The following is a 17,929-nucleotide window of genomic DNA, read 5'->3' as shown; positions in this document are numbered from 1 at the left end:
CATATTGTTTCTGCTTTTTTATTTTTGTGGAAAAAGTATCCTATTCCAACTAAGGTTCCGAAAATTACAATTGAATGAAGTACTACTATCTTTTTCTCCTGCGCACAGCTCACCGCAAATAATGCCAAACCCATTGCTCCTGCGCAAGCTCGTCGCAAAACCCATTTACTCTGCTGAGTAAATGGGTTTTGTAACTCTTTTGTAACTCCTATTTTGTAAGATGAAACAGAAATATGATAACGCTTACAAAAATATTGAGGGGGATGTACATGGCTAAAAAGTGGAAATTATTATTAACTCTCTTGTTTTTACTGATGGTTACTGCAGCTTGCAGTGAGAAGGAAAGCACGACTAAGGAAGCTGAGGGTGAAAAGGCTGAAACAACTCCGACTTCTGGGGAAGTAACTGTAACTGAAGAAGGTGGGACGATCAAAATTGGAGTACTTGCTTCATTAACCGGAGCTTTGGAATCTTACGGGAAGCAAACGAAAAATGGATTTGAACTAGGTCTGGAATATGCTACTGACGGAACTATGGAAGTAGCAGGAAAGAAAATTGAAGTTGTTTTTGAAGATACGGAAACGAAGCCAGAAGTAGCGGTGCAAAAAGCTACGAAACTATTAGAAGAAGATGAAGTTGACTTCTTAGTTGGATCTTCTAGCTCTGGTGATACGTTAGCAGTACTTCCATTAGCAGAAGAATACGAAAAAATAATGATTGTCGAACCCGCTGTTGCTGACAGCATTACTGGTTCTGAATTTAATCCTTATCTATTCAGAACTGGTCGAAACTCTTCACAGGATGCTGTTGCAGGGGCCGCAGCTATCGCCAAGCCTGGTGTGAAAATAGCAACATTTGCTCCAGATTACTCATTTGGTTGGGATGGAGTTGCTGCATTTAAAGCAGCGGCAGAAGAATTAGGTGCAGAAATAGTGTTAGAAGAATTTGCAGATCCTGCAGCTACTGATTTTACATCTAATCTACAAAAAATTATTCAAGCAAAACCAGACTACTTATTTGTTGTATGGGCAGGGGCTAACTCCCCTTGGAATCAGATAGCAGATTTGAAATTACAGGAAAATGGCATCAAAATTTCTACAGGAGCTCCTGATATTCCAGCACTTTCAATCATGGAACCACTTGTAGGAATGGAAGGATTCTCTGTTTATTATCACACGCTTCCTGATAATGATATTAATGATTGGCTAGTTGAAGAACATAAAAAACGCTTTGACGGGGCAGTGCCTGATCTATTTACCCCTGGCGGAATGACAGCAGCAATTGCCATTGTAGAAGCATTAGAAAAATCAGGAGGAAATGCAGATGGCAATGAATTGATAAAAATCATGGAAGGAATGTCATTTGAAACACCGAAAGGAACAATGACTTTCCGCCTAGAGGATCACCAAGCATTGCAAACACTATATTCGATTAAATTAGAAAAACAGGATGGTGTGGATTATCCAGTACCTGTTCTAATAAGAGAGCTTTCACCAGAAGAAACAGAACCACCGATTCTGAATAATAAATAATAAGAAAAGGTAAAGTGACGACCTATTTATCATGGGTCGCTCACTCTCCATAGGATAGAACAATTCTCTATTCTATGGAGAGTGATTTTTGGAAAGGGGCGTAAAGGATGGAACCAATATTGCATACAGAAAACTTAACGATAAAATTTGGTGGGCAAACGGCGGTAGATAATGTCAATTTTGAGATGCCAGAAAAACACTTTAAATCCATTATAGGACCAAATGGGGCAGGCAAGACAACCTTTTTTAATCTAATAAGTGGGGAACTGAAACCGACAAGTGGAGATGTGTTTTTTCGAGGGGAATCACTATCGGGAAAATCCTCTGTTGCACGTACTCGAAAAGGACTTGGACGTTCTTTTCAAATAACCAATGTTTTTCCGAATTTAACTGTTATTGAGAACGTTCGCTTAGCGGTTCAATCTAAAGAGAACATTAGGTACCAATTTTTCCGACATTTTACTTCATACAAAGATTTACACGTAGAAGCGGAAAGGTTATTAGATATCGTCTTACTGTCGAGCAAAGCAAATGCATTTGCCACACAACTCTCTCATGGCGAAAAACGAAAGTTAGAGATTGCCATGCTGCTAGCTTTAGACACGGAGGTTCTACTACTAGATGAGCCTACAGCAGGGATGTCATTAGAAGAAGTACCCGCTATTTTAGATGTTATTAAACAGATTAAACAAACGGGCGAAAGAACGATATTATTGATCGAACACAAAATGGATATGATTATGGATTTGTCTGATTCAATCGCGGTGTTGTTCAATGGCAGACTACTTGCGGACGGCACACCTACTGACATTATGAACAATGAAATCGTCCAACATGCTTATTTAGGAGGATTATACGATGAGCATCTTGCTTAAAGTGGAAAATGTCCATACACATATAGGTCAATATCACATTTTACAAGGCGTTTCCTTCGAGGCAAAAGCTGGTGAGGTCAGTGTGTTGCTTGGTCGAAATGGTGCGGGAAAAACAACCACATTGAAAACGATTATGGGTTTAACTCCCGCCACTTCAGGTCAAATCATATTTGACAATAAATCTATTATAAAAACGCAGACCCACCATATTGCCACAGGCGGTATTGGGTATGTGCCAGAAGATCAAGGGATTTTCGGTGCGTTAACGGTTGAAGAAAATATTAAAGTCGCTATAAGAAAAGAAGATGATGCAGCGGTAGCGAGACTGGAATATGTACTAGAGCTATTTCCAGATTTAAAAAAATATTGGAAAAAGGATGGTGGCCATTTATCCGGAGGTCAAAAGCAAATGCTATCGATGGCAAGAGCTTTCGTAAATGAAAGTAAATTACTATTAATCGATGAGCCTTCCAAAGGTTTAGCACCTGTTGTAATAGAAAAAGTAATGGAAGCGATCAATGAAATGAAAAAACAAACAACCATTATTCTAGTGGAACAAAATTTTATGATGGCTAGCAAAATTGGTGATACATACACACTAATCGATGATGGAGAAACCGTGCAGTCCGGGCTTATGCAGGAACTGATTGAAAATGAAGAGCTTAAGCGTAAGTATTTAGGAATTGGCTAAGGAGGTTATCATATGGAATTAATCATAAACTTATTGATTAATGGTTTAGCAACGGGAATGTTGATATTTCTTTTAGCTGCTGGACTAACGTTAATATTTGGTTTGATGGATGTATTGAATTTCGCTCATGGAGGGCTATTTGCTTGGGGAGCGTTTTCAGGTGTTTGGTTTTACGGTGTAACAGATAGTTTTACCCTTGCCATACTTGGAGCAATTTTAACAGGAGTTGTTCTTGGTTTTATAACTGAAAAGCTAATTATTAAACCAGTTTATGGAAATCACGTACAGCAAATACTCATCACACTTGGCTTTATGATTGTTTTATCAGAAATGCTGAAGGTGGTTTTCGGGCCAAATCAACTTGCCGCTAAAACACCACCCCTTTTATCAGGTAGCTGGGAAATTGGCGATGTAATCATTATCAAGTATCGGTTATTTATTATTATCGTTGGCTTTATCGTATTTGGAATCTTTCAATTCATCTTGAAGCGTACAAAGATCGGATTAATCGTTCGTGCAGGAGTGATGAATAAAGAAATGGTGCAGGCACTCGGTATTAATATTAAGCAAGTATTTTTATATGTATTTATGGCTGGCGCTGCACTAGCTGCTTTAAGTGGAGTACTCATGGCACCATATTCCGGTGTAATTTATGCGGAGATGGGGATGGAATTTGCTATTCTTGCTTTCATCGTTGTTGTTATTGGAGGAATGGGCAGTTTCCCTGGCTCACTTCTAGCTGCGATATTAGTGGGGCTTGCTGGTAGCTTCATGGCTTACTATGTTCCAACTTTGTCACTTGCGGTCAATATGATGCTTATGGCAATCGTATTAATATTCCGTCCGCAAGGCTTGTTCACGGCGAAAGGATGATGTTAAATGAAGTCAACATTTAAAGTTAATAATATTATATTATTTGTTATTATTGCCGCCTTAGCCATTTTCCCTTTTGTTTCCGATTCTCGAACATGGACCATTTTACTGACTCAAATATTTATCTTTTCCATTCTAGCAATGAGCTATGACATATTACTAGGATATACCGGCATAGTATCTTTTGGTCATGCGATGTTTTTCGGGATGGGTGCTTATGCTACTGCTATTATGCTCGATCGTTTTGAACCAACTGTTGGAATGTTTGTTTTATCGATAGCTGTTGGAATGTGTATTGCTGGAATCATTAGCTTTTTAGTAGGATTGCTAACTCTGCGATTAAAAAGTCATTTCTTCGCAATGCTGACAATGGCAGTATCGGGTTTGTTTTTAGTATTAGCAGAGAAATGGAGAACTTTAACGTTTGGAAACGATGGATTTACATTTCGAGCACCAGAGTTTTTTAAAGATCGCATGATGTATTATTTACTCGTTCTAGGTTGTTTAGTATTAGTGTATTTCTGCTTACGTAGATTTGTAGATTCACCATTAGGTAGAGTATTAATAGCTGTTAGGGAAAATGAACAGCGTACCAAATCACTAGGCTTTCAAACGTTACATTATAAAGTAATAGCATCTGTAGTTGCTGGCGTAATTGCTAGCTTAGCAGGATCTCTTTACGCAGTGTCACTGAGGTTCGTAAATACGAGTGTCCTAACGATGGATATAACTTTAGATGCTCTCCTCATGACAATCATCGGAGGAGTCGGTACGTTAATAGGTCCAATTATTGGTGCAGGTGTGATTGAGTTAGCCCAACATTACTTATCTGGTCTTGCTAAGGAGCATCCTATATTTGAACGATGGATTATTTTCTTTGGAATAGTGTATATTTTAGCTGTTATTTTCTTCCCTAGAGGTATTGTAGGTGCGATTAGACATTTATTTTGGAAGAAAAAGAATCCTATAAAAATGGCTATTGCCCCAAAAAGAAAGGGGATAGCAAAATGACCATTGGAATTGCGAGCTCAGGTGTGTATATTCCCGATAATGTGATGACAGCAGAAGATATTGCAGAGCAATCGGGTCTACCTCTGTCAGTTGTTAAAAACAAAATGGGAATAACACAAAAACCAATCCCTGGCCCAGAAGATCATACGGTAGCCATGGCTATAAAAGCAGCAGAAAAAGCATTACAAAAAGGAAATATAGATCCAAAAGTAATTGATCTCATCATTTATATTGGCGAAGAACATAAGGAATATCCACTATGGACAGCTGCTATTAAAATTCAAGAAGAGCTTGGAGCTTATCATGCATGGGGCTTCGATGTTGCACTGCGCTGTGGAACGACCATAATGGCTATTAAAGTCGCAAAAAGTTTGATGGAATCAGATCCAACTATTAATACGGTACTTTTGGCTGGAGGATATCGAAACAGTGATTTGATTGATTATACAAATGAACGAACTAGATTCATGTTTAACCTAGGTGCTGGTGGAGCGGCAATGATTTTAAAGAAAAACTACTATGAAAATACTATTTTAGAATCGGATCTAATTACAGATGGATCCTTCTCCGAAGATGTACTTGTACCTGTAGGGGGAACAAAGGAACCTTTAACCCCATTACATTTAGAACAAGGACTTTATCGTTTAGATGTAATGGATCCTGAGGGGATGAAAGCAAGACTAGAACAAAAATCTATGCAAAACTTTTTACTTGTTATTAGAAATGCTTTAATGAAAAGTGGCTACTCCGAGAAAGATATCAATTATTTAGGCATTCTTCATATGAAAAAATCAGCACATGACTTTGTGTTAAATGAATTGGGTTTAACGAGGGAGCAATCTATTTATCTTAGTGATTACGGACATATAGGACAGATGGATCAAATTATTTCCTTAGAACTTGCTCAAGAAGCAGGGAAACTGAAAAATGGAGATATAGTTGTTCTAGTAAGTGCAGGTATAGGTTACGCGTGGGGAGCAGTAGTAATTAAATGGGGAGAATAAAAGGAGATTGTATATGAGTTTATCTAAGATTCAACTATCAAATGGAGAAAGTATCGCTTACCGTGTTCGTTCTGGAGGAGAGGAAACAATAGTGCTCGTCCATGGAAATATGACATCATCCAAGCATTGGGATGTTTTGCTAGAAGCACTAGATAAAAAGTTTACAATTTATGCTATTGATTTAAGAGGCTTCGGGGAATCGACCTATCACAATCGGATTCAAGGAATAAAAGATTTTGCGGATGATTTAAGTGAGTTTGTGAATGCTTTAGACTTACAAAAATTCTATTTAATCGGCTGGTCTACTGGAGGCGCCGTTTGTATGCAATATGTAGTAGACCACCCTGGACGTTGTGAAAAGCTAGTACTGCTTGCATCCGCATCGACAAGAGGTTACCCATTTTATGGGGCAAAAGATGATGGAACACCTGACTTTAACAGCAGACTAAAAACAATCGAAGAAATAGAAGAAAATCCATCGAAGACGCTTGTCATTCAAGGCTTATATGATACTGCTAATAAAGAAGGATTAAAAGCTGTATGGAATGCAGCAATATACTCTCACAAGCAACCCGATGATTCTGCTTATGAAGTATATCTAGACGATATGCTGACCCAGCGAAACTTAGCAGATGTCTATCATTCGTTAAATACGTTTAATATTAGCGGGACTCATAACGGGCTTAATGAAGGTACAGACAGAGCAAAGCAAATTAAAATTCCAGTTCTTATTTTAAGAGGAGATCGGGACTATGTCGTTACAGAAGAAATGACGCAAGAAATAGTAGCGGACTTAGGGAAAAACGCCACATACATCCCTTTAATAGATAGTGGGCACTCGCCACTAATCGATGACTTAGAACAGTTAAGGGCTAAAATTGAAGCTTTTTTATAAAGGGGAATGAGACTATGAGATTAAAGGATAAAGTAGCGATCATAACAGGAGCTGCGAATGGAATAGGTTTGGCTGCTGCACAACGTTTTTCAGAAGAAGGGGCAAAGGTTGTATTAGCAGACTATGATGCGGAGTCGGGAGAAGCTCAAGAAGTAGAGCTAAAGAAACTAGGCTATAATGTTAAATTTATTCAAGTGGATGTTGCGAATAGAGAAAGTGTGGATGCTCTTGTAGAACAAACAATTAATTATTTTGGACAGATCAATATTCTTGTTAATAATGCAGGTATTACAAGAGATGCTATGCTAACTAAAATGAAAGCAGAAGACTTTTCGAGCGTTCTTAATGTAAATATAACGGGAGTTTTTAATTGCACCCAGGCAGTTGTGCCCTATCTAGTGAAGCAGGGGCATGGAAAAATTATTAATACCTCCTCTGTCAGTGGTGTGTATGGAAATGTGGGGCAAACAAATTATGCTGCATCCAAAGCTGCTGTAATAGGGATGACCAAAACATGGGCAAAAGAGTTAGGGAGAAAAGGCATAAATGTCAATGCAGTTGCACCCGGTTTTACGAGCACTGCAATGGTAGCGAAAATGCCTGAAACGATTATCGATCAAATGAAATCCGTCGTTTCTTTGCAGCGTTTAGGTGATCCAAGGGATATAGCGAACGCTTATTTGTTTTTAGCGTCGGAAGAATCTAGTTATGTGCACGGGCATGTACTACAAGTAGATGGCGGGATTATGATGTGATGAAGGGGGCTGTACCATATGTATACAGAACAAGCATGGATATATAAACGTGCAGCGCTGACACCAACTAAGACGGCTCTTATCGATGGTTGCACAGGAATGCATTGGAACTACGAGCAGTTGACTAGTCAGATTTCTAAGTGGACTCATTATTTCCAACAGCATAATTATGAAAAAGGCGATCGCATTGTAGTTCTGTCTCAAAACAGGATTGAATTATTTGCCATTCTATTTGCTTGTGGGATGGCTGGTCTTCTTTATGTGCCCCTGAATTTCCGTTTAAGCAATAGGGAGTTACAGTATATTGTGGATGATTGTAAGCCAGCGCTAATTATTTGCGACGAGGAGCATCAACAAATTGGTGAAGCATTTTCTGATATAGAGTTAGTATTAGTCACAAAGGCGTTAGAAATTTCAACCATTCATTCTACTAATAATAAATGGAGTTCGATGGATCCTTGGATGATTATTTACACAGGGGGAACTACAGGTAAACCAAAGGGGGTAGTCTTATCATTTAATGCAGTCAATTGGAATGCGATTAATACGATTATCAGCTGGGGACTTAGTGATAAAGATTGTACTATAAATTATATGCCAATGTTTCACACAGGAGGAATTAATGCACTTTGTATACCCTTATTAATGGCAGGTGGAACGGTCGTCATAGGTAGTCGTTTTCAAGCCGAAGATGCTTTGAAAGCGTTAAATACATACAAGACAACGATCTCCCTTTTCGTTCCAACTATGTATCAAGCAATGCTTGATACGGAGTATATCAAAACCGCTAGTTTTCCAACTGTAAAAGTTTTTCTAGCTGGAGGAGCGCCATGTCCGCATTCCATTTATGATAAGTTTCAGGAGAAAGGAATTCTATTTAAAGAAGGATATGGATTAACTGAAGCCGGTCCGAATAATTTTTTTATTGATCCATTAATTGCTTATAGCAAAAAAGGATCAGTCGGGAAGAGTATGCAATTCAATAAAGTAAAGATCATCAATCAGGAAGGGCAAGAATGCAGAGTAGGGGAAGTAGGAGAGCTTTATATATCCGGAAAACACTTATTCACCCATTATTGGAACGGTGAAGAAGAGACAGAGCTCACCTTTCAAGATGGTTGGCTAAAATCAGGAGACTTGGCAAGATGCGATGAGGATGGCTACTATTATATTGTGGGTAGAAAGAAAGAAATGATTATTACTGGTGGGGAGAATGTTTATCCACAAGAGGTGGAGCAGTGTCTTATAATGCACTCGAGTGTTCGAGAAGCAGCAGTTATTGGCATCCCAGATATAAAATGGGGTGAATGTGTCACCGCTTTTATCTGTAGTACTGCACATAACCTTTCGTCAGAGAAAGAGCTAATTTCACACTGCAAAAATTATTTAGGCAGTTATAAAGTTCCTAAAAAGATACTCTTTGTAGATGAATTGCCTCGAACGGACGTAGGGAAAATTGATAAAAAGAAATTATATGAATTGGCTTTAGAAGGCTCAAATAAAGTTATAGCAAAGAGGGGTTCGGAGTAATTTTGCCGGCCCTTTTTAGATTGTAAACAAAGTAAGAAATTTAGTTTATACTAAGAGGAACAAAAGGGGGAGTTTCAATGTTTGGAAATTTATTTAAAAAGAAGGATCCTATCGAGAAGTTCTGGCAATACTTCATAGATCATGAAAAAGAACTGTATAATTTCCGGGATGAGGACATAGAAAACCTATTTGGAGATTTATATAGATTGATAAGCAAAGTAAATAACCAGCTAGTGTTCTCCGTGCCAAAACCATTGATAGATGGGAAAAGGGAATTTACAATTAGTGGTTCACGGATCGCAAAGAACTTTCCCGATGTTAAACGTTTAGTTGAAGGTGCTCCGGAAATGGATAATTTTACAATCGTCGCATTCAATCAACGCAATGATGATGAACATGGAACGTCAACCAATGATATTGAAATTACACGAGATGATATCTTTTTCGACTATACGTATGAACAAGAACAAAATGAACTGTTTGTTTCACTATATATTAAAGGCTTTAAGGAAGAAAATGATGATTATTATGCTGTAGTTCTTGATCTACTTGAGTTAGTCATTGGTGAATATGCGCTCGCTACTGAGATAACCGAAGTCGAATTTAATATGCTAAATACAAAATACGACCTATTACCAATTAATGATTTGCCTAAAATACTAGAAGATATTAAAAAAGGTACTAGATTGTAAAGTGATGAATTCTAACTGTAGAGTACTCCTATACAGTATTTTTGTTGACTATTTAGTATAATAGCCACTGAGGTGACCATAAATGTTTTTAAGTGAAAAAGAAATTGAAGTACGTTATGCCGAAACAGATCAAATGGGTGTGGTATACCACGCAAACTATGTCATTTGGTTAGAAATAGGTAGAACCCAGCTCATTAAAGACTTAGGATTCTCCTATGCAGGACTGGAACAGGATGGATACCTATCACCAGTAACAAATGTGAACGTGAATTATAAAACTCCTGTAAAATATGGGGAAACTGTTATGATTAAAACATGGATTGAAAAACATAGTAAGCTACGAACAACTTACGGGTACGAAATTCTCCATGATGATGGAACGGTTGCTTGTACTGCTACATCAGAGCATGTAATAGTGAAGAAAGATAATTTCCGTCCTGTGTCTCTGAAGAAAGTTCACGAGGCCTGGGATGCAAAATATGTAGAAATAGCCAAGGTGAATGCTTAATGGCCTTTGGTATTAAACGTCACGAGTTGATTGCATGGAAACAGGATGTACAGGATGGGAAAATTGCTTTTTTAACGCATTATTGGATCGATGAACGATTTCCTGGCTGTAACACGGTGACTAAAGTTGGTTGCAATGATATACCAAAGTTAATCGAATGGGGTAAGCAATATGACTTACAGGCAGAATGGATTGACTACAAGGAAACGTATCCTCATTTTGATTTATTTGGTAAATACGAATTAGAAATAATGGTAAAAGAAGGATTGAAAGAGCAGTTAGATAGATTTAATAAAAATTTTTAAGTTAAAATTTTACTTTTTAAGACAGCAAGTGATTATTAGAAAATCACTTGCTGTTTTTATTTTCCATTTCTATTATAGTTAAATGAAAAGTCTGGATTCTTATTGTGGATGGAGGAATAATAAATGGTATACAGATTAATAACAGCAAAAAGCCCAATGATAATTTACTTATTTGTAGGAATCATCTTCCTTGTTATTAATAATGGTGAATCTGGAGTCTTAGCATTTTTATCTATTTTACTTATAATTTTTTCTTTCATTGGCTTTAATACAAAGACCGAATTCATCATTAGCCAAGAAGAATTAAATTATAAGATCATGATTCATGGGTTTAAAGCTTTCCATAAGAAGTTATTTTCTGCAGATATAGACAAAGTTCTCTTTAAACGTTATGGGTGGGCAACCAAAGGGGCAACGATTAAATTAAACAAAGGTTTAAATTTACGTATTGTTCAGTTTACTCCTAAAGACGTCATGCTCCAGTTAGAGACCTTTGCGATTAATAATAATGTTTCTATTAGCAAATCAAAGGACTATTTGTTGCTGGAAAGAAGAGAGAAGTATTGATATTTTAGGAGATGTATTCTAAGCATGTATATCCGTATTATTATTTTGAGTATTATCAGTAATGGGTGTAGGGGCTTTTGTATACAATCATTTATAGTGGGTGGCGTATCATTCACATGGTCACCGTAGGCAGTACAGGTAGTACTTATAACTCCTAAAATTATAAAAGAATTCATCAAACAAAAAGCGCACCCTCTATGGGTTACGCTTTTTTGTATTCATAGGATAATTCGTCTCTAGTGGAATCCAACTCTACATACAGGTCATGTCCGTCAAAATACCATTCATCTGTTTCTTCTATAAAAAATAGAATATCCTCTTTTTTATAGGTCACTGCAGGCTCGAATGGAGTGTCCTTTGTAACACCTAGTGAAAAACCTTCATGAAGCGGACTGGACCCCCCATAACGGGCAAAAAAACGAATTGTATCCCCTTTTACAGCTTCCATTTCCTCATGAAACCAATTCATTGCGTCAGTTGAAATAAGTATTTTCATACGTACCACCATACTTTCATTAGATTAGATCCAAGTTACTTTTGGCTCGGTACCAGCTTTAATGCGTTTAATATTTGCTCGGTGACGATAAAATATAAATACCGCCAGCAACACCACAATAATTATAAGAGGCCAATCCTTGTCTACAGTAAAGTAGTAGATGACACTATAAATGACAGCAACAATCGATAAAATCATTGAAGTTAGTGACACCATCTTTGTCAATTTCAATACGATAAAAAATCCAATAATTAAGATAACAAAAATAGGCCAATTATATCCTAGTAAAAGACCACCTGAGGTTGCTACAGCCTTTCCACCCTTAAATCTAGCAAAGATTGGGAACATATGACCAATCACTGCTATAATACCAAGAATAAGTGGGTGCACATTTGTAGCTTCAAATATGGCCAAAGAACCTAAGAGCGTTGCGGCGGTTCCTTTCAAAATATCCATTATTGTGACAACTAAGCCAGCTTTTTTTCCGAGTGTTCTAAATGTGTTTGTACCACCTAAATTACCACTACCATGCTCTCGAATATCTATATTATAAAATAGTTTGCCCACCCATAGCCCTGATGGAAGCGAACCAATGAGATAAGCGAGTAACAGTAAAAGAATTGTAATCATAGTATACCCCTTTAATATAAATCTAATATTATACTTAACATTTGTAAGTGTACCATGTACATTTGTAAGTATTCAATGCCCTAGATAGAAAGGTTTTTCAAATATTTTATGAAGTCATGATACAATTGAATAAATAAAAGAACGAAACTTACATAAAACCAAATAATTTATTATTATTAGGTTATAATCAAGGTTAGTCGATATTAAAAGTTGATGGAGTAGCAAATGCGCTTACTCCAGTTTTTTATTCATTAATCTCTAATATTCAAGAAGGAATATTGTAATGAAATATAGAATGCTTGAAATGGTAGTTTGCATTCTAATAAATCTTTCCTTACAATTAAATTCTGATATTAACTACAAAAAAAATTGACATAATGAGTATCCATTTGTACGCTAAAGAAAGAATAAGGAACAGATGTTTTGTTTTGGAGGGAACGTATTTGAGTAAAGTTGGAACAGTAAATAGCTATAGTGATGATGATATTCAGGTCTTAGAAGGCTTAGAGGCAGTTCGAAAAAGACCGGGTATGTATATTGGTTCAACAGATGCAAGAGGTTTGCATCATTTAGTTTATGAGATCGTAGATAATGCAGTAGATGAAAGCCTTGCTGGGTTTGGAAATCATATCATCGTAAAAATCCATGAAGATCAAAGTATTACAGTGCGTGATTTTGGGCGTGGTATGCCCACTGGTACACATAAAACAGGAATACCTACTGCGGAAGTTATTTTTACTGTGCTGCATGCTGGTGGTAAGTTTGGTCAAGGTGGATATAAAACAAGTGGTGGACTTCATGGTGTAGGTGCATCCGTTGTAAATGCACTTTCTAGCTATGTAGATGTGGAAATTCATCGTGAAGGAAAAAAATTCCATCAAAGATTTGAAAATGGTGGGAAAGTTGTTCAATCGTTAAAACAAGTTGGAACAACGAAAGAAACAGGGACATCTGTTCGCTTCTTACCAGATGACACGATCTTTTCAGTATCCAAATACAATTACGAAACATTATGTGAAAGGTTAAGAGAATCCGCTTTTCTATTGAAAGGATTAAAAATCGAATTAATAGATGAGCGCACTGCGGCACATGACGTATTCTTTTATGAAACAGGTATAGAAGCATTCGTTTCCTATTTGAACGAAGAAAAAGATGTTTTGCACCCCGTATTCTACATGGAAGGCATACAAGATGAGATTGAAGTAGAATTCGCCTTTCAGTTCAATGATGGATATTCGGAAACCATTTTATCATTTGTAAATAATGTACGTACTCGTGATGGTGGAACACATGAAACAGGAGCTAAAGCTGCTTTAACTAGAGTTTTTAACGAATATGCTCGTAAAACTAACCTATTAAAAGAAAAAGCGAAAAACCTTGAAGGCTCAGATATTAGAGAAGGTATATCTGCTATTATATCTATTCGTATTCCAGAGAATATACTACAATTCGAAGGACAGACGAAAGGAAAACTTGGGACAAGTGAAGCCAGAGGTGCTGTAGATTCAGTCATTTCCGAGAAATTACAATATATTTTAGAAGAGAATTCAGAGTTAGCTTCTTCCCTAATACGAAAAGCAATTCGTGCACAGCAAGCCCGCGAAGCTGCGAGAAAAGCTCGTGAAGATGCTCGTAATGGGAAAAAACGGAAACCTTCTGAATTATTATCTGGTAAGTTGACTCCTGCCCAATCAAGAAACGCTGCGAAGAATGAACTTTATTTAGTCGAAGGGGATTCTGCAGGAGGATCTGCAAAACAAGGTCGTGATCGAACGTTCCAAGCAATCCTGCCATTGCGTGGTAAAGTTATCAATACTGAAAAAGCTAATCTAGCTGACATTATGAAAAATGTTGAAATTGCAACAATTATTCACGCTATTGGTGGCGGTGTTGGAGCCGAATTCCAAATTGATGATATTGCATATGACAAAATCGTTATCATGACGGATGCTGATACGGATGGTGCACATATTCAAGTACTTTTATTAACTTTTTTCTACCGATATATGAAACCATTAATTGAAAATGGGAATATATATATTGCCTTGCCACCACTTTATAAAATTTATAAAGGAGTAGGTAAAAAAGAAGTTTTCGAATATGCATGGACGGAAAAAGAATTAGAAGCTGCATCAGGAAGAATTGGAAAAGGCTACATACTCCAACGATATAAAGGTCTTGGAGAGATGAATGCTGACCAACTTTGGGACACTACGATGAATCCCGAGACTAGAACGCTCATTCGAGTGACAATTGAAGACGGTGCACGTGCAGAAAGACATGTGACTACTCTTATGGGTGACAAGGTAGAACCTCGTCGCAAATGGATAGAAGCAAATGTCAACTTCAGCTTAGAAGATGATTCGAATATTTTAGAAAACGACAGAATACACACAGAGGATGAATTAGCATGACACAAACCGAACGTTATCAAAATTTGCCATTAGAAGAGGTGATCGGTGATCGGTTTGGACGTTATAGCAAATACATCATTCAAGACCGTGCACTACCTGATGCCAGAGATGGTCTTAAACCAGTTCAACGGCGGATTCTTTTTGCAATGTTCCAAGAAGGAAATACAAATGATAAACCATTCCGAAAATCAGCCAAAACTGTTGGTAATGTAATTGGTAACTATCATCCACACGGTGATAGTTCCGTTTATGAGGCAATGGTTCGGATGAGTCAAGATTGGAAGCTTCGCCATATGACTGTAGAAATGCACGGTAATAATGGTTCTGTAGATGGAGATCCACCTGCTGCGATGCGTTATACGGAAGCTAGACTGTCAGCTATTTCTCATGAGCTACTACGCGATATTAACAAAAATACAGTGGACTATATTCCAAACTTCGACGATTCTGATTCAGAACCGGTAGTATTACCAGCTAGGTTCCCAAATTTAATCGTAAATGGATCTACAGGTATATCAGCTGGTTATGCAACAGATATTCCCCCTCATGCACTACATGAAGCTCTTGATGCTGTACTGATGAGAATTGAAAATCCTGCTGCAACTGTAGATGAGTTAATGACTGTTATTAAAGGTCCCGATTTTCCGACAGGTGGGATAATACAAGGTGTAGAAGGCATAAAAAAAGCATATGAAACAGGAAAAGGCAAAATTGTAGTTCGTTCCAAAACAGAAATAGAAACTATAAAAGGCGGTAAACAACAAATTGTTATTACCGAAATTCCTTTTGAAGTGAACAAAGCAAACCTAGTAAAGAAAATTGATGAACAAAGACATGATAAACGTCTAGAAGGAATAGCAGAAGTCCGAGACGAATCCGACCGTACTGGGTTACGCATTGTCATTGAAATGAAAAAAGAAGTAGATGCACATGGTATTCTTCAATATTTATTAAAAAATACTGATTTACAAGTGACTTACAATTTCAATATGATTGCAATTCATAATCGCAGACCAACAATGATGACTTTACCTCTTCTGTTAGACACATACATTGACCACCAGAAGGAAGTTGTTACTCGTCGTACGGTTTTTGATTTGAAAAAAGCACAAGACCGACTACATATTGTAGCAGGTCTGATGAAGGCTCTTTCTATTTTAGACGAAGTGATTAAAGCAATCAGAGCTTCCAAAGATAAAAGAGATGCCAAGAATAACTTAATTTCATTATTCGATTTTTCAGAAGCTCAAGCTGAGGCAATTGTTTCCTTACAATTATATCGTTTAACTAATACAGATATTACAGAGCTTCAAAATGAAGAAGAAACGCTCAATAAATTAGTAAAAGACTTAGAGAACATTCTTGCAAAAGAATCAGTTCTTTTAAAAGTTATAAAAAAAGAGCTTTTAGCAGTACGAAAACAATTTGCAGAGCCACGTAAATCAAGAATTGAAGATGAAATTGAAGAAATTAAAGTGACGTTGGATGTCCTTATCCCAAGCGAAGAAGTATATGTTACTGTAACAAAGGATGGCTATATTAAACGAACAAGTACACGTTCTTTTACTGCCTCTAATGGACAGGATTTCGCTATTAAGGATTCGGATTATTTACTTTATAAAGCACCTATCAATATGCAGCATCATCTACTACTATTTACTTCTAAAGGTAATTACATTTATCAACCTGTACATGAATTACCAGATATACGTTGGAAAGACCTTGGTCAGCATATTTCGAGTATTGTGCCTCTGGATTCGCAAGAAAGAATTATCCAAGTCATGGGAATCGATTCATTTGATAAAGATTTGAGTGTTTTAGTAGCAACCAAAGATGGACAAATTAAACGTTCACTACTTTCTGATTATGTAGTACAAAGATACGCACGACCAATTAAAACAATCAACTTGAAGAAAACGGATGAACTAATTATGGCAGAACTTGTAGCACCATCTGATGATGTATTAATCACGACGCATGCCAGCTACTCAGTCCGCTTCTCTTTAGATGAAGTTCCAATCACCGGAGTGAAAACTGGTGGAGTTAAAGCAATTAATCTAAAAGAGGAAGATTTTGTAGTAAGTGTGAATCCGATTTCAGCGCAAAGCAATGAGTCTATCATGTTAATAACACATAGAGGTGCTATTAAAAAGATGGCTCTCAGTGAAATTGAAGCTGGTGTACGTGCTAAACGTGGGGTACTAACATTAAGAGAACTTAAAACTAACCCTCATCGTGTATTCGATGTATTTTTAGTGAAAAAAAATGACGTCCTTATTATTGAAACAGAAAAAGGCGAGGAAAAGATAGAAGTAAATTCCTTCCGTCCTTCGGATAGATATTCTAATGGTTCATTAACGGTCGATACGGAGAAGGATGGTCCGTTGGTTCGTGTATGGAAGCAGCCAACAGAAGAAAATTAATAAATTGTAAAGACAGACAAATGTGCATATTTGTCTGTTTTTTTATAGATGAGAACGCGGCTCTCGCATGAGCTCAAATCACTCTCGCATAGACGAAGATGCCTCTCGTATAACAATTGGTCTCTCGTATAGCACCTGTTCTCTCTCGTATGAGCCCGAATGTCTCTCGCATAGACCTAGATGACTCTCGTATAACAATTGGTCTCTCGTATAGCAACCATTCTCTCTCGTATGAGCCCGAATTTCGCTCGCATAGACGTAGATGACGCTCGTATAGCATCCGTTCTCTCTCGTATGGGCTCAAATCAATCTCGCATAGACGTAGATTCCTCTCGTATAGCACTTATAAACTCTCTTTGGGGTTAAGTGATGGCTTTTCGGCAGCGGTATATAGGGCAAAGACATAATAAAAAGCATTTCCATCAGGTATCATACCTTTTGTGAAATGCTTTTTGTATTTAGAATATTGTTGGTGTAGTTGCTCTTTTTTAGATTTAGTCATTCGGACATGTGTACTAAAGTCAACCTCATTTCTTGCTATTGTTACATCTTTACCCTGATTACGTAAATGGTGTTCACGTTTACGTTTTGCAGCAGATTTAGTCATTGAAATCACTCCTATTTAATTTAATTTTACCCTTTAAGAGTATCTCAAGCTTACGAAAAATACAAACTTCACACATTCTTCATAGCTTTATGGTATAAGTATAGGGGCAGTAAAGAATGTA

Annotated in this window: 18 protein-coding genes; 15 read left to right on the top strand and 3 right to left on the bottom strand. The window is 37.2% G+C overall.

The genetic code is table 11. The features are described 5' to 3' along the window. Window positions 1-269: 269 nt before the first annotated feature. From ACN6MX_RS09995 to ACN6MX_RS09935, 13 genes are all read left to right on the top strand, one after another. A complete protein-coding gene (locus tag ACN6MX_RS09995; protein ID WP_419962455.1) occupies window positions 270-1,532 on the top strand; it encodes a substrate-binding domain-containing protein in 1,263 nt (420 codons plus the stop codon). 107 nt (window positions 1,533-1,639) lie between these two features. Next, entirely contained in the window at window positions 1,640-2,407 is a 768-nt protein-coding gene (locus ACN6MX_RS09990) for an ABC transporter ATP-binding protein (RefSeq protein WP_419962454.1), read from the top strand. Then, a complete protein-coding gene (locus ACN6MX_RS09985; protein WP_419962453.1) occupies window positions 2,391-3,098 on the top strand; it encodes an ABC transporter ATP-binding protein in 708 nt (235 codons plus the stop codon). The genes ACN6MX_RS09990 and ACN6MX_RS09985 overlap by 17 nt, the downstream gene beginning before the upstream one ends. A gap of 12 nt (window positions 3,099-3,110) precedes the next feature. Then, on the top strand, window positions 3,111-3,971 hold the full coding sequence (locus ACN6MX_RS09980; RefSeq protein ID WP_419962452.1) for a branched-chain amino acid ABC transporter permease: 861 nt from the start codon (window positions 3,111-3,113) through the stop codon (window positions 3,969-3,971). Between the two features lie 6 nt (window positions 3,972-3,977). Beyond that, a complete protein-coding gene (locus tag ACN6MX_RS09975) occupies window positions 3,978-4,982 on the top strand; it encodes a branched-chain amino acid ABC transporter permease (protein WP_419962451.1) in 1,005 nt (334 codons plus the stop codon). Further along, window positions 4,979-5,986, top strand: a complete 1,008-nt coding sequence (locus ACN6MX_RS09970) for a 3-oxoacyl-ACP synthase (RefSeq protein ID WP_419962450.1) — start codon at window positions 4,979-4,981, stop codon at window positions 5,984-5,986. Before ACN6MX_RS09975 ends, ACN6MX_RS09970 begins: the two co-directional genes overlap by 4 nt. 13 nt (window positions 5,987-5,999) lie before the next feature. After that, window positions 6,000-6,881, top strand: coding sequence for an alpha/beta fold hydrolase (locus ACN6MX_RS09965; protein WP_419962449.1), 882 nt, complete (start codon window positions 6,000-6,002; stop codon window positions 6,879-6,881). Window positions 6,882-6,895: 14 nt separating this feature from the next. Continuing rightward, the gene (gene fabG / locus ACN6MX_RS09960) at window positions 6,896-7,636 is read left to right on the top strand and encodes a 3-oxoacyl-ACP reductase FabG (protein WP_419962448.1); all 741 of its coding nucleotides are present in this window, start codon (window positions 6,896-6,898) and stop codon (window positions 7,634-7,636) included. An 18-nt stretch (window positions 7,637-7,654) separates the two neighbouring features. Continuing rightward, on the top strand, window positions 7,655-9,166 hold the full coding sequence (locus ACN6MX_RS09955; RefSeq protein ID WP_419962447.1) for a class I adenylate-forming enzyme family protein: 1,512 nt from the start codon (window positions 7,655-7,657) through the stop codon (window positions 9,164-9,166). A gap of 77 nt (window positions 9,167-9,243) precedes the next feature. Then, window positions 9,244-9,858 carry a hypothetical protein gene (locus tag ACN6MX_RS09950; RefSeq protein ID WP_419962446.1) on the top strand — a complete coding sequence of 205 codons (615 nt, stop codon included), beginning with the start codon at window positions 9,244-9,246 and terminating at the stop codon, window positions 9,856-9,858. Window positions 9,859-9,940: 82 nt separating this feature from the next. Further along, window positions 9,941-10,366, top strand: a complete 426-nt coding sequence (locus tag ACN6MX_RS09945) for an acyl-CoA thioesterase (protein ID WP_419962445.1) — start codon at window positions 9,941-9,943, stop codon at window positions 10,364-10,366. Next, window positions 10,366-10,671 (top strand): hypothetical protein, encoded by a 306-nt coding sequence (locus ACN6MX_RS09940; protein ID WP_419962444.1) that lies wholly within the window; start codon window positions 10,366-10,368, stop codon window positions 10,669-10,671. Before ACN6MX_RS09945 ends, ACN6MX_RS09940 begins: the two co-directional genes overlap by 1 nt. A 123-nt stretch (window positions 10,672-10,794) precedes the next feature. Further along, window positions 10,795-11,238 carry a hypothetical protein gene (locus ACN6MX_RS09935; RefSeq protein ID WP_419962443.1) on the top strand — a complete coding sequence of 148 codons (444 nt, stop codon included), beginning with the start codon at window positions 10,795-10,797 and terminating at the stop codon, window positions 11,236-11,238. 202 nt (window positions 11,239-11,440) lie between these two features. Here ACN6MX_RS09935 and ACN6MX_RS09930 read toward each other — a convergent pair whose 3' ends face one another. After that, window positions 11,441-11,734: a HesB/YadR/YfhF family protein gene (locus ACN6MX_RS09930; protein ID WP_419962442.1), complete on the bottom strand. Its 294-nt coding sequence runs from the start codon at window positions 11,732-11,734 to the stop codon at window positions 11,441-11,443. A 24-nt stretch (window positions 11,735-11,758) separates the two neighbouring features. Next, window positions 11,759-12,364: a glycerol-3-phosphate 1-O-acyltransferase PlsY gene (gene plsY / locus ACN6MX_RS09925; protein WP_419962441.1), complete on the bottom strand. Its 606-nt coding sequence runs from the start codon at window positions 12,362-12,364 to the stop codon at window positions 11,759-11,761. 443 nt (window positions 12,365-12,807) lie between these two features. On the opposite strand from plsY, the gene parE reads away from it, so the two are divergent. Together parE and parC are read left to right on the top strand one after the other, a co-directional pair. Continuing rightward, a complete protein-coding gene (gene parE / locus ACN6MX_RS09920; RefSeq protein WP_419962440.1) occupies window positions 12,808-14,778 on the top strand; it encodes a DNA topoisomerase IV subunit B in 1,971 nt (656 codons plus the stop codon). Further along, window positions 14,775-17,201, top strand: a complete 2,427-nt coding sequence (gene parC, locus ACN6MX_RS09915) for a DNA topoisomerase IV subunit A (RefSeq protein WP_419962439.1) — start codon at window positions 14,775-14,777, stop codon at window positions 17,199-17,201. Before parE ends, parC begins: the two co-directional genes overlap by 4 nt. A gap of 343 nt (window positions 17,202-17,544) precedes the next feature. Here the strand turns inward: parC and ACN6MX_RS09910 are convergent, their stop codons facing one another. Further along, complete coding sequence (locus ACN6MX_RS09910) at window positions 17,545-17,808, bottom strand: hypothetical protein (RefSeq protein WP_419962438.1); 264 nt, start codon at window positions 17,806-17,808, stop codon at window positions 17,545-17,547. Window positions 17,809-17,929: the final 121 nt, after the last annotated feature.

Source organism: Psychrobacillus sp. BM2 (genome assembly GCF_048572895.1).
Taxonomy (GTDB): Bacteria; Bacillota; Bacilli; order Bacillales_A; family Planococcaceae; genus Psychrobacillus.
This window is presented reverse-complemented; position numbering and strand designations above follow the sequence as displayed.

Bases quoted from the DNA above. Each gene is read 5' to 3' on its own strand.
- ACN6MX_RS09910 (WP_419962438.1), bottom strand. From the start codon at position 17,808: ATGACTAAATCTGCTGCAAAACGTAAACGTGAACACCATTTACGTAAT.
- ACN6MX_RS09935 (WP_419962443.1), top strand. From the start codon at position 10,795: ATGGTATACAGATTAATAACAGCAAAAAGCCCAATGATAATTTACTTA.
- ACN6MX_RS09955 (WP_419962447.1), top strand. From the start codon at position 7,655: ATGTATACAGAACAAGCATGGATATATAAACGTGCAGCGCTGACACCA.
- ACN6MX_RS09975 (WP_419962451.1), top strand. From the start codon at position 3,978: ATGAAGTCAACATTTAAAGTTAATAATATTATATTATTTGTTATTATT.
- ACN6MX_RS09985 (WP_419962453.1), top strand. From the start codon at position 2,391: ATGAGCATCTTGCTTAAAGTGGAAAATGTCCATACACATATAGGTCAA.
- parC (WP_419962439.1), top strand. From the start codon at position 14,775: ATGACACAAACCGAACGTTATCAAAATTTGCCATTAGAAGAGGTGATC.
- ACN6MX_RS09945 (WP_419962445.1), top strand. From the start codon at position 9,941: ATGTTTTTAAGTGAAAAAGAAATTGAAGTACGTTATGCCGAAACAGAT.
- plsY (WP_419962441.1), bottom strand. From the start codon at position 12,364: ATGATTACAATTCTTTTACTGTTACTCGCTTATCTCATTGGTTCGCTT.
- fabG (WP_419962448.1), top strand. From the start codon at position 6,896: ATGAGATTAAAGGATAAAGTAGCGATCATAACAGGAGCTGCGAATGGA.
- ACN6MX_RS09940 (WP_419962444.1), top strand. From the start codon at position 10,366: ATGGCCTTTGGTATTAAACGTCACGAGTTGATTGCATGGAAACAGGAT.
- ACN6MX_RS09930 (WP_419962442.1), bottom strand. From the start codon at position 11,734: ATGAAAATACTTATTTCAACTGACGCAATGAATTGGTTTCATGAGGAA.
- ACN6MX_RS09950 (WP_419962446.1), top strand. From the start codon at position 9,244: ATGTTTGGAAATTTATTTAAAAAGAAGGATCCTATCGAGAAGTTCTGG.
- ACN6MX_RS09970 (WP_419962450.1), top strand. From the start codon at position 4,979: ATGACCATTGGAATTGCGAGCTCAGGTGTGTATATTCCCGATAATGTG.
- ACN6MX_RS09965 (WP_419962449.1), top strand. From the start codon at position 6,000: ATGAGTTTATCTAAGATTCAACTATCAAATGGAGAAAGTATCGCTTAC.
- ACN6MX_RS09990 (WP_419962454.1), top strand. From the start codon at position 1,640: ATGGAACCAATATTGCATACAGAAAACTTAACGATAAAATTTGGTGGG.
- ACN6MX_RS09980 (WP_419962452.1), top strand. From the start codon at position 3,111: ATGGAATTAATCATAAACTTATTGATTAATGGTTTAGCAACGGGAATG.
- ACN6MX_RS09995 (WP_419962455.1), top strand. From the start codon at position 270: ATGGCTAAAAAGTGGAAATTATTATTAACTCTCTTGTTTTTACTGATG.